The organism is Paenibacillus sp. Marseille-Q4541, assembly GCF_018310695.1.
Classification (GTDB): domain Bacteria; phylum Bacillota; class Bacilli; order Paenibacillales; family Paenibacillaceae; genus Paenibacillus.
Genome location: NZ_JAGXCY010000012.1, coordinates 61,621 through 76,341 on the forward strand (window position 1 = coordinate 61,621; position 14,721 = coordinate 76,341).

Annotated in this window: 15 protein-coding genes; 1 reads left to right on the forward strand and 14 read right to left on the reverse strand. The window is 41.6% G+C overall.

The annotated features are described in order from the left end of the window. Positions 1–24: 24 nt before the first annotated feature. The 3 genes from KFT32_RS14150 to KFT32_RS14160 form a co-directional block, all read right to left on the reverse strand. The gene (locus KFT32_RS14150) at positions 25–552 is read right to left on the reverse strand and encodes a hypothetical protein (protein WP_211747868.1); all 528 of its coding nucleotides are present in this window, start codon (positions 550–552) and stop codon (positions 25–27) included. Positions 553–747: 195 nt separating this feature from the next. Further along, the gene (locus KFT32_RS27680) at positions 748–900 is read right to left on the reverse strand and encodes a DUF896 domain-containing protein (protein WP_211747869.1); all 153 of its coding nucleotides are present in this window, start codon (positions 898–900) and stop codon (positions 748–750) included. Positions 901–1,081: 181 nt separating this feature from the next. Next, the gene (locus tag KFT32_RS14160) at positions 1,082–1,453 is read right to left on the reverse strand and encodes a LysM peptidoglycan-binding domain-containing protein (protein WP_211747870.1); all 372 of its coding nucleotides are present in this window, start codon (positions 1,451–1,453) and stop codon (positions 1,082–1,084) included. Positions 1,454–1,631: 178 nt separating this feature from the next. Here KFT32_RS14160 and lexA point away from each other — a divergent pair, with 178 nt between their 5' ends. After that, a complete protein-coding gene (lexA, locus tag KFT32_RS14165) occupies positions 1,632–2,258 on the forward strand; it encodes a transcriptional repressor LexA (RefSeq protein WP_211747871.1) in 627 nt (208 codons plus the stop codon). Positions 2,259–2,591: 333 nt separating this feature from the next. On the opposite strand, the gene glnA is transcribed toward lexA, so the two are convergent. The 11 genes from glnA to KFT32_RS14220 form a co-directional block, all read right to left on the reverse strand. Beyond that, positions 2,592–3,920 (reverse strand): type I glutamate--ammonia ligase, encoded by a 1,329-nt coding sequence (gene glnA, locus KFT32_RS14170; protein WP_211747872.1) that lies wholly within the window; start codon positions 3,918–3,920, stop codon positions 2,592–2,594. A gap of 206 nt (positions 3,921–4,126) precedes the next feature. Next, positions 4,127–4,540, reverse strand: coding sequence for a MerR family transcriptional regulator (locus KFT32_RS14175; RefSeq protein ID WP_160032050.1), 414 nt, complete (start codon positions 4,538–4,540; stop codon positions 4,127–4,129). Between the two features lie 84 nt (positions 4,541–4,624). Then, complete coding sequence (locus tag KFT32_RS14180) at positions 4,625–5,881, reverse strand: methionine gamma-lyase family protein (protein ID WP_211747873.1); 1,257 nt, start codon at positions 5,879–5,881, stop codon at positions 4,625–4,627. A 97-nt stretch (positions 5,882–5,978) separates the two neighbouring features. After that, positions 5,979–7,268, reverse strand: coding sequence for a GTPase HflX (gene hflX / locus KFT32_RS14185; protein WP_211747874.1), 1,290 nt, complete (start codon positions 7,266–7,268; stop codon positions 5,979–5,981). A 58-nt stretch (positions 7,269–7,326) separates the two neighbouring features. Continuing rightward, the gene (locus tag KFT32_RS14190) at positions 7,327–8,313 is read right to left on the reverse strand and encodes an AAA family ATPase (RefSeq protein WP_211747875.1); all 987 of its coding nucleotides are present in this window, start codon (positions 8,311–8,313) and stop codon (positions 7,327–7,329) included. Positions 8,314–8,410: 97 nt separating this feature from the next. Further along, positions 8,411–9,067, reverse strand: a complete 657-nt coding sequence (locus KFT32_RS14195) for a YdcF family protein (RefSeq protein ID WP_211747876.1) — start codon at positions 9,065–9,067, stop codon at positions 8,411–8,413. Positions 9,068–9,070: 3 nt separating this feature from the next. Continuing rightward, complete coding sequence (locus KFT32_RS14200; RefSeq protein ID WP_211747877.1) at positions 9,071–9,622, reverse strand: ribonuclease FAU-1 family protein; 552 nt, start codon at positions 9,620–9,622, stop codon at positions 9,071–9,073. Between the two features lie 162 nt (positions 9,623–9,784). Beyond that, positions 9,785–12,466 (reverse strand): transglycosylase domain-containing protein, encoded by a 2,682-nt coding sequence (locus KFT32_RS14205; RefSeq protein WP_211747878.1) that lies wholly within the window; start codon positions 12,464–12,466, stop codon positions 9,785–9,787. Positions 12,467–12,643: 177 nt separating this feature from the next. Continuing rightward, on the reverse strand, positions 12,644–12,883 hold the full coding sequence (gene hfq / locus KFT32_RS14210; RefSeq protein ID WP_211747879.1) for an RNA chaperone Hfq: 240 nt from the start codon (positions 12,881–12,883) through the stop codon (positions 12,644–12,646). Between the two features lie 46 nt (positions 12,884–12,929). Then, positions 12,930–13,883, reverse strand: coding sequence for a tRNA (adenosine(37)-N6)-dimethylallyltransferase MiaA (gene miaA / locus KFT32_RS14215; protein WP_211747880.1), 954 nt, complete (start codon positions 13,881–13,883; stop codon positions 12,930–12,932). After that, a complete protein-coding gene (locus tag KFT32_RS14220; RefSeq protein WP_211747881.1) occupies positions 13,867–14,652 on the reverse strand; it encodes a class I SAM-dependent methyltransferase in 786 nt (261 codons plus the stop codon). The genes miaA and KFT32_RS14220 overlap by 17 nt, the downstream gene beginning before the upstream one ends. Between the last annotated feature and the right edge of the window lie 69 nt (positions 14,653–14,721).

Genomic DNA, 14,721 nt, shown 5'->3' on the forward strand with positions numbered 1-14,721 from the left:
TCTCTCCCTTTTGAGTCCGTCTATTTATTTGGCTTCTTTCAGCGCGATCTTATCTTCTACAGGAATCTGATGTGACTGTGCAAAGGTAATAAGTCTCGCAGCCATTGCATCTGTATCATAAAGATTCAGCAAGCGACTAAAAGCCCAGTTGCCACCTTTACCGTTATGTTCAATAATTACAGACCCTTTATCAACAACAATACGTTTGATGTCTTCTACACCGAGCGAACGTTCTCTACTAAGCTTAATCGTCTTAATCCGCTTCTTACCTACCTTAAGATAAGGACGACGGAAGAAGTACATTACCGCGAGCCCGATGTAAAGTACAAATACGACCCAATCGAATCCAGCTACTCCATCTTTAGTAAGACCACTTAATGTAAGGAACATGAAAGCTAGTACAACAAGAATAAAAGGAAAAATAAACGCTCTTCCTTTAAAGATATCTTCATTTTCCATGCTAGAACCAACGATTGGTTTTCCCTGTTTCTTACGATCCTTATTTGTTTTTTGTTGATTTCGTTTAACTGCTCGTTCAAATGAACTTGCCATGTGAATCCCCCTTTAATCTGTACACTGCTGTTATTATATCATGGTAGCCATAAACTAACTCTCTACGCATCATTCAAAATTGTTAATCTCAACCCATTATCTACGATTTTGCGTAGCCATCGCTGGGGTATTTGCATCATCTACAATCTCAATAGATTCAAGTTGTTGACGAAAGATATTTCGGATGTTATTGAATTATATTTCTCTAAGTTTAGCCCGTTCTTCTGTTTCTTCATCTGTTAAACCGGAGTTTTTCTGTTTTCTTACCAGTTCATTAATTCGTTCGACCAAACGATCAATATCCCATTTTCCCCCTCCAAAAAAGCTTAATCTCCTTAACTTTGCCATGATAAGAAAGGGTTGTCAAGGTAAATACCTGTATAGGTAGAACTCCTAAGAAAAACAACAAAAAAAGGACACAATTATTGAATTGCGCCCTTGTAGGTCATGCATTTATGATCTGTATGAAACTGTATCATTGATTAGTATTATTCTGACTAGCATATCATTAAAAAAGAAGCTTATTAGCTTACTCTATATTAGGTAGATTTATAACTTGTCCGGTTTGAATGTCGCTTGTGGCCATTATATTCAGCTTCTTTATTTGTTCAACATATTCTCTCGTGTCCATTTGGCTTGGTTTATGATTCGTTGCAATTGACCATAGTGAATCTCCATAAGAGACTACAAACTTTTCATATGAAACTACCTTACTAGCATTCGTAATCACGTTCATAAATCCAGTTAGACTTAAGAAAACAACACTAAGAATAATTAACATTCTAACAATAAATCGTTTATTGCTAGAGTAAAAACTATGCAGCGCTTTACCTAAAAGAGTATTGTCTTTACCCTCTTCTTTATTATTATAGATACTGTTGTATGTACTGTATTTTAACATATATATCGTCCTCCAAACATTTGTTCTCATATCTTCTGTAATCACTATAACACGAACATGTGTTTTGGACAACAGGTTTTTAGAACAATTGTTCGTTTTATTTTAGAACTAATGTTTGTACGAACGGAGGTTCTATGCTATAATTTTCCCAAACGTTATTAAGTGGAGTTGATACGGTATGTCGAAGGTATCCAGTAGGCAATTAGCAATTCTGGAATTTATACGTAATGAAGTTCGATTAAAAGGATATCCACCGTCCGTAAGAGAGATTGGTGAAGCTGTCGGACTTGCGTCCAGCTCCACTGTTCACGGACACTTGGATCGGTTAGAGAAGAAGGGATTAATTCGGAGAGACCCTACTAAACCTCGAGCGATTGAGCTTTTGGGTCACGATGAGTCAGATCAATCTAACCAATTCGCTCAAACGGTAGTACGCGTTCCTGTTGTTGGTAAGGTAACAGCGGGTATTCCTATTACTGCGACTGAGAATATTGAAGACTATTTCCCTCTTCCAATGCAATATGTCGGAGAAGAGAAAGTATTTATGCTGAATGTTATGGGAGATAGTATGATTGAAGCCGGTATTGTGAATGGTGACTATGTTATCGTTCGTCAACAACAAACAGCGAACAACGGTGATATTGTTGTAGCTATGACAGAAGATGATGAAGCAACCGTTAAAACTTTTTATAAAGAAAAAGATCATGTTCGTCTCCAGCCTGAGAATCCTACATATGAACCTCTCCGGCTTACGAAAGTAACGATACTTGGTAAAGTTATTGGTTTGTTCCGTGACTTTCATTAAGTATTAAAGCCTTCATACCGCAATCGGAATATAATTAGTATTGAACTTATATATTTTCAAGCAGAGATCTTTATATCAAAGGTCTCTGCTTTTTTATGTTTACAAATAAAAACAGCCGCTAGTTGCGACTGTTGATTCGAATTATTTTTTTCTGCTGATTTCAAATTTCAAACCCCTAAATGCCTCCACCTATAAAAACCAAACCAGACTTTAAACATTCTCACGAAACAGTTTCGGGGGCAATTGGGGGGAGACTAATCAAAAATAAAGTCATCTAATTTAATCCCCAAAAATAAAAACCCTTAGCGCTTAGAGCGCCAAGGGTTCCACATACTAGTACAGAGTCAAATATTGATCGCGTTCCCATTGATGTACTTGTGTGCGATACATATCCCACTCGATTTCTTTCAACTCGTAGAAATGAGCAAGTGCGTGATCGCCTAGTGCGTCTGTAATCACTTCACTACGGATAAGTTCATGCAAAGCTTCTTTCAAGTCAGCTGGCAAGGAAGGAATCCCTTCTTCAATGCGCTCTTCTTCTGACATGATGTAGATGTTACGGTCAATTGGAGCAGGCAAAGTCAATTCACGTTTAATTCCGTCAAGACCTGCTTTAAGCATAACAGCAAGTGCCAAGTACGGATTCGCTGCTGGATCCGGGTTACGAACCTCAACACGAGTGCTCAGACCACGGGAAGCAGGAATACGAATCATTGGGCTACGGTTACTTGCAGACCAAGCTACGTAACAAGGTGCTTCATATCCAGGAACCAAACGTTTGTAAGAGTTCACTGTTGGATTCGTGATGGCTGCCATTGCACGAGCGTGCTTAAGAATTCCCGCCATGTAATGACGAGCTTCTTTACTGAGACCAAGTTCATCGGACTCATCATAGAACGTATTCACGTTATCTTTAAACAAGGATTGGTGACAGTGCATACCCGATCCGTTCATACCAAATAGAGGTTTTGGCATAAAGGTTGCATGCAGACCATGTTGACGAGCAATCGTTTTTACAACGAGTTTAAACGTTTGAATTTCATCAGCCGCTTTGATTGCAGCTTCATATTTGAAGTCAATCTCGTGTTGACCAGGAGCCACTTCATGGTGAGAAGCTTCAATCTCAAAGCCCATCTCTTCCAAAGTAAGTACGATCTCACGACGGCAGTTCTCACCAAGATCCATTGGTGCAAGGTCAAAATAACCGCCTTGGTCATTCAGTTCAGTCGTAGGATTACCATTCTCATCCGTACGGAACAAGAAGAATTCAGGTTCTGGGCCTACGTTCATCGAAGTGTATCCCATTTCTTCTGCTTCTTTTAGTACACGTTTCAGAATACCACGCGGGTCTCCTGCAAATGGAGTACCGTCTGGCATATATACATCACAGATAAGACGTGCAACACGGTTCTCAGCTACCCAAGGGAAAACTACCCAAGTGTCCAGATCCGGGTACAAGTACATATCGGATTCTTCAATACGAACATAACCTTCAATAGAAGATCCATCAAACATCATTTTGTTATCCAATGCTTTTTGGAGTTGGCTTACCGGAATCTCAACGTTCTTGATTGTACCGAGCAAATCAGTAAATTGTAGACGGATAAAGCGTACATTTTCTTCTTCTGCAATACGAGTAATGTCCTCTTTAGTAAAACTCACAATATCCTCTCCCTTTTCTTCATAAAAGTATCAGCTTCAACTAGTGCATCTAGGACAGCCGATCCGTTTATCACAGATAGTAAAATAACTATCGCTGCAAGAAACAATGGATCACATTCATTGTCACAGGGCCACTTCTATATGTCAAGAAAGCGAACCTGTGGGTCCCATCTCAACTCTTCACCTGATTTCACACATAAGAAACTTTATTTTTTGTTAAAGAAACGTGACAACTCACCTTGAATCAAAGACACTTGACCAGGACGCTTACCAGCAACAAGCTGCTGTTTGAGCATCCGGTGTAACTGAGAGTCTGACAATTCTCTGCGTTTTACTTCCGTATCAGGAGTTATTACCGTTGCTTCTTCCGATTCTTTCGTCACAGGGTTCATCACTTGCTTGATACCTGCAATATTAACGCCTTTTTCAATTAAAGCTTTGATTTCAAGTAACCGTTCTACATCATTAAATGAAAAAAGTCGCTGATTCCCCGAAGTACGTGCAGGTACTATCAGGTTATGTTGCTCATAATAACGAATTTGTCTCGCTGACAGATCCGTAAGTTTCATAACGATACCAATAGGAAATAAGGCCATATTTCTGCGAATTTCATCACCCATGTCGTTCATCTACCTTCCAAGTATTCTATATACCATCATTGTACATTTTTATGATATAAAGTGTCAATGATATGTTAGGTAAACTCACAGTAAATTACGATCTTTCATCGTTTGTAGCGCCATCAGAACGCCATATTTCACATGAGAGTAAGTAAGACCACCTTGCATATAGCCTATGTAAGGTTCTCTAATCGGTGCATCTGCCGATAATTCAAGACTTCCACCCTGAATAAAAGTACCTGCTGCCATAATTACTGGGTGCTCATATCCTGGCATATCCCAAGGTTCTGGTACAACATGGCTATCTACAGCGGCTGCTCGCTGGATCCCTTGCACGAAAGCGATTAGATGATCTGGACCATCAAAAGAAACGGCTTGAATAAGATCCGTTCTCATCTCTTGCCAGGTAGGTTTGGTAATAAAGCCAACAGCTTCAAACATAGCAGCCGCAAAAACACTACCCTTGATTGCTTGTCCAACAATGGTTGGCGCCAAATACAAACCTTGATAAATCCCTCTTGTCGTTCCGAGCATAGCGCCTACTTCTCCGCCAATCCCAGGTGCAGTTAGGCGATAGGCAGCAAGCTGCACGTACTTCTCTTTTCCACAAATGTATCCACCCGTTTCAGCAATTCCTCCACCCGGATTTTTAATAAGAGAACCTGCGATAAGGTCTGCTCCTACCTCTGTAGGTTCTCTCTCCTCTGTAAACTCTCCATAACAATTATCAACAAAAACAATGACATCCTCTTTCAAGGACTTCACTATTTGAACCATCTCTTCAATCTGTGCCACAGTAAAAGAAGATCTCCAGTCATAACCTCGGGAACGCTGAATCCCAATCACTTTAGTACGTTCATTGATTGCGAGCTTCACCGCATCCCAATCAACCAAACCTTCTGATGTAAGTTCGGTTTCTTGATAAGTAATCCCGAAATCATGTAAAGAACCGGTGCCATCACCTGGCTTACCAATGACCTTATGTAACGTATCGTAAGGTTTCCCTGTAATGTACAGCAGTTCGTCTCCTGGGCGAAGCACACCATAAAGCGCAGTAGCAATGGTATGTGTTCCAGAGGCAAAATGTGGACGTACCAATGCTGCTTCTGCCCCGAAAACGTCTGCGTATACTTCGTCAAGCACTTCACGTCCACGGTCATTGTAAGCATAACCTGTGGAACCAGAAAAATGAAAATCACTTACCTGATTCTTTTGAAAAGCTTCAATAACCTTCCACTGATTTTTATCAATAATTCGGTCTACTTCTCGAATTCGACCTTCAATCTTCTCTTCTATCTCTTGTCCTAAACGAACGATTTCATCTGAAAAAACGGCCTTCATGCTAAACTTCTCTCCTCATGCGTACAATTCTGACATGAAATGCACTTTAGTATGTTACATTGTTACCACATAAAATTACATGACTTTGTAAACTAGTTCATTCACTTTCAATAAACTCTTTTAACAAATGTCCGTACTTTTCATATTCCCCTTGTTGAACCTGCACCTCATATATAACATCACTTTCATCATATTCGGTGTTAACTACGTCACCTACACGGTAAATTACCGAAGTTACGTCCCCTCGTTCAGCTGGAATACGGAATGTAACGGTGTCACCAGTGAGCTCCTCTTGAATCATTTCACGGATACTCAGCAAATCAGCTTCATCATAAGCACTAATTTTTTTGTATCCTTTTCCAGAAGGTAGCATTTGAAGCTGTTCTGGTGTACATGCGTCTTTTTTATTAAAAAGAACGATTTGCGGCTTATCCGCTGCTCCTAGTTCCTGAAGGATATTATGAACAACTTTCATCTGGTCATCTCTCATTTCGGAGGATGCATCCACCACATGGAGAATAAGATCTGCCTCATTCACTTCTTCGAGCGTAGCTCGAAATGCAGCAACTAAATCATGCGGCAAATTCTGAATGAATCCAACGGTATCCGTCAGCACAATTTCTTTACCACTCGGAAGTTCCATCGTACGAGATGTTGGATCAAGCGTAGCGAACAATTGATTCTCAATATACACATCAGCTGATGTCAGTTGTTTAAGCAACGTTGATTTCCCAGCATTCGTATAGCCCACGAGCGCAACCTGTATCACTCCGCTTTTTTTGCGGCGCTCCCTGTGAAGCTTCCGGTGCCGTGTTACTTCTTCCAGCTGTCGTTTCAAATCACTAATTCGATCACGAATATGTCTGCGATCTGTTTCCAGCTTGCTTTCCCCGGGACCACGAGTTCCGATCCCGCCTCCTAGACGTGACAAGTTTTTGCCATGGCCAGACAAACGCGGGAGCAAATAAGAATGCTGAGCAAGTTCAACTTGAATAATACCTTCTCTTGTATTCGCTCTTTGCGCAAAAATATCAAGGATGAGCTGTGTACGGTCAATGATTTTCAGATCTAGACTTTCTTCCAGGTTCCGAACTTGCGCACCTGACAGATCCTGATCAAAAATAGCCGTCGTTGCTCCCAGCTCATCCGCAACAAGTTTAAGCTCTTCTACTTTCCCTTTTCCAATAAACCATCTGGAATCTGGCGTTTCCTTGTTCTGTGAAATCACACTAAGAACTTCTACCCCTGCGGTCTCCGCAAGTTTAACGAGTTCTTCAAGTGAATATTCCGGGTTAATTCCAGTTCTTTTTACTTGATCAGTCACAAGACTGACCAGTACTGCTTTATCTTTCATCTCCGTTTTTGTCTCATGCGTGGAGTTTGCCATTATATTTGCTCCTTAACCTTCATATCGTCTGCTTTGTATAAGCGAATTATATTATTACCTATTTCTTCTCAAGCTTCAAATCTTCTGTACGCAGCGTCATCAGCTCAAGCTTGCCTGGGCTTCCTGACGAATACTGATTCAGTAACCTGACCGCCTGATGTCGAATCGATTTCTCAATAATATTACGAACATACCGTGCATTACTGAATGCTTGAGACGTATCGTACTTCTCTTCTAGCAAATGTTGTTTTAATTTGAGTATGGACTGTGGCATTAAAATATAATCTCGTTCTTTTGCCATGAGCTCAGAAATCTGAATCAATTGATCTATGGAATAGTCAGGAAACTCGATCTGTATGGGAAACCGCGAAGGCAAACCTGGATTTGTCTGCATGAAAAAATCAATTTCCTCGGAGTAACCGGCAAGAATCAGAATAAACTGATTTTTGTGATCTTCCATCGCTTTTACAAGTGTATCAATTGCTTCTTTCCCAAAATCTTTCTCTCCGCCACGGGCAAGACTATAAGCTTCATCGATGAATAAAATTCCGCCCAGCGATTTCTTCACAAGGTCTCTTGTTTTCTGCGCTGTATGTCCAATATATTCTCCGACAAGATCTGCCCGCTCTACCTCAATTAAATGTCCTTTCGCAAGAACACCCATTTTTTGAAACAACTTCGCGACGATACGGGCCACTGTTGTTTTGCCTGTACCTGGATTCCCTTTAAAAACCATGTGGTAGACGTGAGAGCCGCTCATCAGACCTGCTTGTGTCCTCATCTGCGCAATTTGTAAAAAAGCATATATTTCAAACACAAAATCTTTTATACTTTCAAGTCCCACCAGTTCATCTAACTCTTTCTGAATATCCTGATACATGGCGAATTGCGGGTTATCTTTGATTTGGGCCTGTGAGGGTTCTGCCTCCAGTGCTGCTCCGCCCTGTACACCATAAATATCTGTCTGGTTACGTAATACCACATTAATTTGCCGGGAAGGTCTACCTTCCTGACCCCCTCCAGCTGCCATCGCTCTTCCGTTCATTAAACGCTCACCTCTACTCTTCAGGGGCTAACTTCTCTCTACACTTAAGGTATTCTAGCTGATCGGATGTTATTAGAAGTTTTGTGCAAGTAGGTTGTTAGAAAGAGAGTAGAACCTGATCCATCTTCCATTTAGAGTAGGCAAGCGTTTCTCGAATTTGACTAGGTAAAAATGGCATAACAACCGATTCGGCAAGCGAAATCGTTGGCACTTCATAATCAAGGAATTTGGCAATTTCAAGAGACCTCATCCCATGAAAATCATGTGTAATAATGACAGAAGAATGAAATCCCTGTTCTGCCATAATACGTTTGCTATACAATAGATTTTCGTAGGTGCTCGTTGCTTCATTTTCTAGAAAAATGTGCTTAGGATCTACACCATGCCGTGCAAGATACCGCTCCATCCCTTCGGCTTCCGTATACTTATGCTGGGGACTATCAAGACCTCCGCTGACGATAAAATGGGTAAACACCCCTTTCTCATACAACATTAGTGCATGATCGAGTCGTTCCTGCAAACCTGGACTTGGCTCATCACCCCATAATGATGCTCCTAGTATTATTCCGACATCGACCCGTTGTCCGACTACATTAGACTCGTTTGGAGTGAGGATCTTCCACTGAACATAAACGACCCACAATATAAAGAGAATTCCTAACACAAGGATAAACTTAAAAAGTCGCTCCCGGCCTTTTGTTGCATGGATGAATTCTTTTATCTTCGGTTTGGTTCCTATCTTCTCTACCTTCATATCTCACTCCTTAAAATCACCGTTCTCAAACAGGTTTGCCCTATGGTTAAGAGACATTTTGAAATAAGGAAACGAATGAGCATCAATCGTATGAAGAAGATACTGTGCCGTTCTCATCGATAGTTCATAATCTGCTGTTGTAATATGGCCCTTCTCCAGTGCATCATCCAGTTCATCTTCATCCAGCAAAAATACTTCCCCATCCTTAAGTACAATAACATCCAGATAGAGATCATCGAACCAGGGCACCCCCTGATCAGTAATTCCCTGATTGCGACATGTATCAATGTACCACTCAATGATCCGCTCTTGGTCATCAAACATCGCAGTCACCACATAGTGTTCGTCTTTGGGAAAGTATTGCAGCCAAGAATATCCCTTATCCGCAGTACAGAAGGTATATCCACCATACGTTTTCCACAGCGGTTCCTTCAAATCATGAATCGTATAAAGGGATAAGTAGCCTGTGAATTCCTCACTCTCCACATATCGGCAGGCAAATTGCCGATTGGTAATTCTACGCCAATTGGCTCGATCTCCGAATTTTCTTTTCATCCTCATCCCTCTTTATTCGTTACTCACATCCAAACAGGATGCCTTCTACAAGGTATTTACAGCTTACCATATTTAAGTTACACACTCAAAGCAGCTTCCAGCAGAACAAAAAAAGCCAGCAGGTCATTTCGACCGCTGACTTTTTGTTCATACATTTGTTATTTATGGAGCGGTATTACCTTGAGGATTGGATCCTGCTGGAGGAGTCGTTGTTCCTTCCGCAGGAGGTGTTGGCGTCTCGCCGGCAGGAGGAACTGTTTCCTCAGGAGGTGTCGTTTCACCTTCACCACCGGTGCCACCACTTTCACCGCCACCTGGTGGCTCGGTTTCACCACCGCCATTTTCATTTCCTCCATTGTTGCCACTTTCATTACCGTTCCCATTGCCGTTTCCATTACCCTCACCGGATCCGTTACCGTTTCCGTTGTTTCCACCGTTCTCATTCCCACTACCGTTCTCATTACCGTTTCCGGTATTTCCACCGTTCTCATTACCGTTACCATTCTCACCAGAATTTTCACCGTTATCACCTGGATTCGTTTCTGGCTGTTCCGGCTCTTCCGGTACCACTTCTTCCGCTTCAATGAACAAGGTTACGGTATTCGATGGTGCAGAATCCTCTCCATTGTCCGGATTAATGGCTGTGACATAGTATTCATATGTGAGTCCCGGTAAAGCTCCGGTATCTGTTGCACTTGTTGCTGAAATCCCATCTTGAATCCGTGTAAACGATCCTTCTGAAGATTCCTTGCGGTAGACACGGTACTGGACTCCATCTGTCGAAGATCCTTTCCAGCTAAGTGATACCGCTTTTTGACCGATATCGTAAGAAGCACTTAGGCCACTTACAGATACATCAATTTTCGGTTCTTCCACCGGAGGCGGTTCTGGAGTATCTGGAATTTCATTCTTAGGAGTGAAGAACTCTTTACGTTCCACACCTTCCAATGCTTTTTCCATCACTGTTTTGAAGAACGTCGCGGCAAGTCTACTACTGTTCTTCAGCAAGTGCTGCGCATCGGGATTATCGTATCCCATCCATACCGCTGCAGTATATTCCGGCGTATAACCGACGAACCATACATCACGGTTCGCACTATTTCCCTGTATACCACTTTGCGTCGTTCCTGTTTTACCTGCTACTGGACGACTCAGTTTGGCACTTGTGCCTGTACCGCTGTTAACAACTTCTTGCATCATGTTGGTCATTTGATAAGCTGTTTCTTCACTCATCACTTGTTCTTTCTTATCTTTGTGTTGATAGATCGTCTTGCCATCACTATCTACAATTTCTTTAATGGTATAACCTTCTTGGTACTGACCACGATTAGCAAATGCACTAAAGGCTTCTGCCATTTCCAGCGTATTCGTTCCCTTGTTTAGACCACCAAGTGCCATCGAAAGGTTACGATCTTCATCCGTCATGGTAATACCCAGTTTTTTAGCAAAATCAAATCCTGTCCCTACACCAATCTCGTTAAGGAGCCAAACGGCAGGAATATTTTCTGATTTTGTAATGGCATCCGCCATACCAATCGTGCTTGAGTATCCGTGCAAGTTCCGTGGACAATAGTCACCAAAACATTGCTGTGCGTTACTCAAACTTGAATTTTTAGTAAACTTACCTGTCTCTAGTGCAGGTGCATAAGAAGCAATCGGTTTAAATGCCGATCCCGGCTGACGATAACTGCTTGTCGCTCGGTTGAAGCCTTGGCGCTGATAATCACGTCCACCTTGGAGAGCCACGATACTTCCGGTCTCATGATCCATAATTACCATGGAACCCTGTACTTTTTGATCGTCAGGACTGTCCTCGAATAGATCATCATTTTTGAATGCCTGCTCCATCGCGTCCTGTGCTTGCGTATTCATCGTTGTATAAATTTTATATCCACCAATGTTAAGATCATCTGTTGTCTTACCCGTTACGCGCTCTGCTTCTTTCAATACGTAGTCAACGTAAGCCAGATACTTCTGTTCTTTCTCTGGTCTTTCATACGCATAATCGACTTGTTTCGCTTCTTCCATCTCTGCCTTCGTGATATATCCTTGATCATACATTAGATCAAGAACGACACCACGGCGCTCTTTGGAATCATTCGGATTCCCTGACGGATTGTAAGCAGAAGGACCTTTGGGAATCGCAGCTAGTGTGGCAATTTCCCATAGTTCGAGATCATTCAGATCATCTTTACCGAAATACCACTGGGAAGCTGCTTTGATTCCATATTCCTGATACCCGAACCACACTCGGTTCAAATACATAGTAAGGATTTCATCTTTGGTATAGTTTCGCTCGATCGCTAGTGCAATCGAAACTTCTGTTGCTTTTCGGAAAAAAGTTTTATCCCGAGTCAAAAATACGTTTTTGGCTAGCTGCTGGGAAATTGTACTTCCGCCTTCTACCAATGAACGAGCCATAATATCTTTTACCGCTGCCCGGCCAATGGACCACAGATCGACACCTTTATGTTCATAAAAACGACGGTCCTCTGTAGCAACAAAAGCATCCTTTACAATCTGAGGAATTTCTTCCTCTTCTAGTGGCTCCCAGTTTTCTATGGAGAGTTCGCTGATTTCGTTACCTTCTCGGTCATACACCTTAGATGTTTCATTCACGGTCATCTTGTCTAGATTCGCTGACAAAATGCGTTCTCCACTAACCATGATAAATAGATATCCTGCAAGTGCGACGAAAATCGCAAAAGCGGCTGTAAAAAATAAAGTCCAACCTACACGTTTACCTGTAATTTTTTTCTTCTTAGGTCCGGGCTTCTTATCGCTTGATTTCTTTTTATTCTTGTTGTTGCGATTACTAGACCTGGACAGTGTATCGTTTGACATGATACCTCCTGACTCCCTTTCGGCATAGCATTTATCATGCTACCTTATGTCTTTTTCTTAAGTATTTGTAGAAACATGGCAAAATTTACGTGAGAAGTAAAAGAACAACCTTTACAGGTTGCTCCGCCAAATTTCTATACTTATTAACGAACTTCATATTAAGAAAGTTTCATTCTTTTATTCTTCGCTGTTCCCATTTTGCATTAGTGAGATGTTACGCTGCGGCGTAAAAGTGGATATGGCATGCTTGTAGATCATTTGTTGGCGTCCGTCACTATCGACAACAATAGTATAGTTATCAAATGCCTTTACCGTACCCCGAATTTGAAAACCGTTGACTAGAAATATAGTTGCTGGAATATTTTCTTTCCGCATTTGATTCAAGAACGTATCCTGGATGTTGATGGACTTGGTCATTAGCCGTACCCCCAATAATTCAATTAGATTGTTTTGAAGAATATTGTTAATCCAAATTCAGCTTATCAGCTATTATATCACGTATCATAGCGAAACTCGTAGAAAAATTTGCTGTATCGGTCATATCTACCCAATGAATATCCTTCATGTGCCTAAACCAGGACAGCTGTCGTTTGGCGAAGCGACGCGTATCCCTCTTCAGTTCATCTACTGCAGTTTCTAGCGGAACACCACCTTGCAGATAAGAAGCGATCTCCTTGTAACCTAGGCCTTGCATAGAAATACAGCCAGGTACAACCCCTCTATCAAGCAGGGAAGCAACTTCCTCTACTAAACCTTCTTCCATCATTTCATCAATACGGTCTTCAATACGGTTATATAGCATTTGTCTATCCATTGTCAAACCTACGATAAATAGTTCATAGGGTGATTCCTTTTTCTGTGCTGCTAGCTGATCGGATTGTTTCATACCTGTCATATGATAAATCTCAAGGGCTCTTACCACTCGCCTTACATCGTTAGGGTGCAATCTTTGTGCACTGGCAGGGTCTATTTGCTGTAACTTTTCATGCAGCATTTCAGGACCATGAGCATCTGCATAATCAAACTGTTCCTTACGAAAAGCTTCATCTGACCCTACTTCTGAGAACTGAAAATCATAACATACCGACTCAACATAAAGCCCAGTTCCACCTACGATAAAAGGAAGCTTTCCTCTGGCATGAATCTCCTTGATTAAATTACGGCAACTTTCTTGAAACTCAGCTACTGAATAAGGATAGTCCGGCTCGTGAATATCGATAAGATGATGGGGAATTCCATCCATTTCCTCAGGTTTGATCTTAGCTGTTCCGATATCCATATGACGATAGACTTGCATGGAATCACCTGAAATGATCTCAGCATTAAAATATTTAGCAAGTTCAATGCTCATTTTTGTCTTACCAACCGCTGTAGGACCTACAAGGACAAGCAGTTTGGGTTTATTGCTCTCTGTCAAGTTCAATCACTCCGTACACTATTTTCGACCTCGAACGATCAGGTTCACGAAACCCAAGTCTTGTAAATTCGTCGCTTCCGGCTTTTTCTTTCATTACAATTCTTTTCCTTGCTACTCTTTTTGCTTCCACGATACTTTCTTCATGGAGTGCAGCGCTGTTGGCAAACGTTCGCAGAGGCTGAATTCCACTCGAATCAAGCATAGGTTCACGGAACATGGGATCAAAATAAATGACATCCACACTCTTATCTTCCATACCTTTAAGCAAACTTAAATGGTCACTATGTTTCAATTCGATGGATCTCATCGCCTCATTAACCTCTGGCTTTTTTGTACGGTAATACTGCATTCCTTCCAGCAGTAACGTATAGAGCCCATGTGAACTTTCACATGCCATCACGTGGCCACTTCTCCCAACGGCTACAGCAAAAACTAGTGCATCCGTACCAAGCCCTGCCGTACAATCGAGTACCGTATCACCCTCTTTGATCGCACCTGCCGCAAGCATAGGATCTCCTTCACCTCGAAGAATTCGCTTTGCTCTGACATAACCCATGCTCGGATGAAAAGAAAGCTCTGGCTCATTTTGTCTGCTTAGCCTAGCACCTTCTGTTACGACGACAACAATTTCATCATCCTTGTACTCTTTTGCGAGCCGGGCAAGGGAAGTTTTATTTCTTGGGACATATAAAGATCCAGTGGCTTCAGCCAGTTGCATCGCCCGTTTCACTAGATCTCCGTTTTTCGTTTCCCCTGTTGTAATTAGCATGATTTCTCCGTTTCTACTTCATTTTTACATTAAAGCAAATAATTTAATAACTCATTAAAACCATAGATT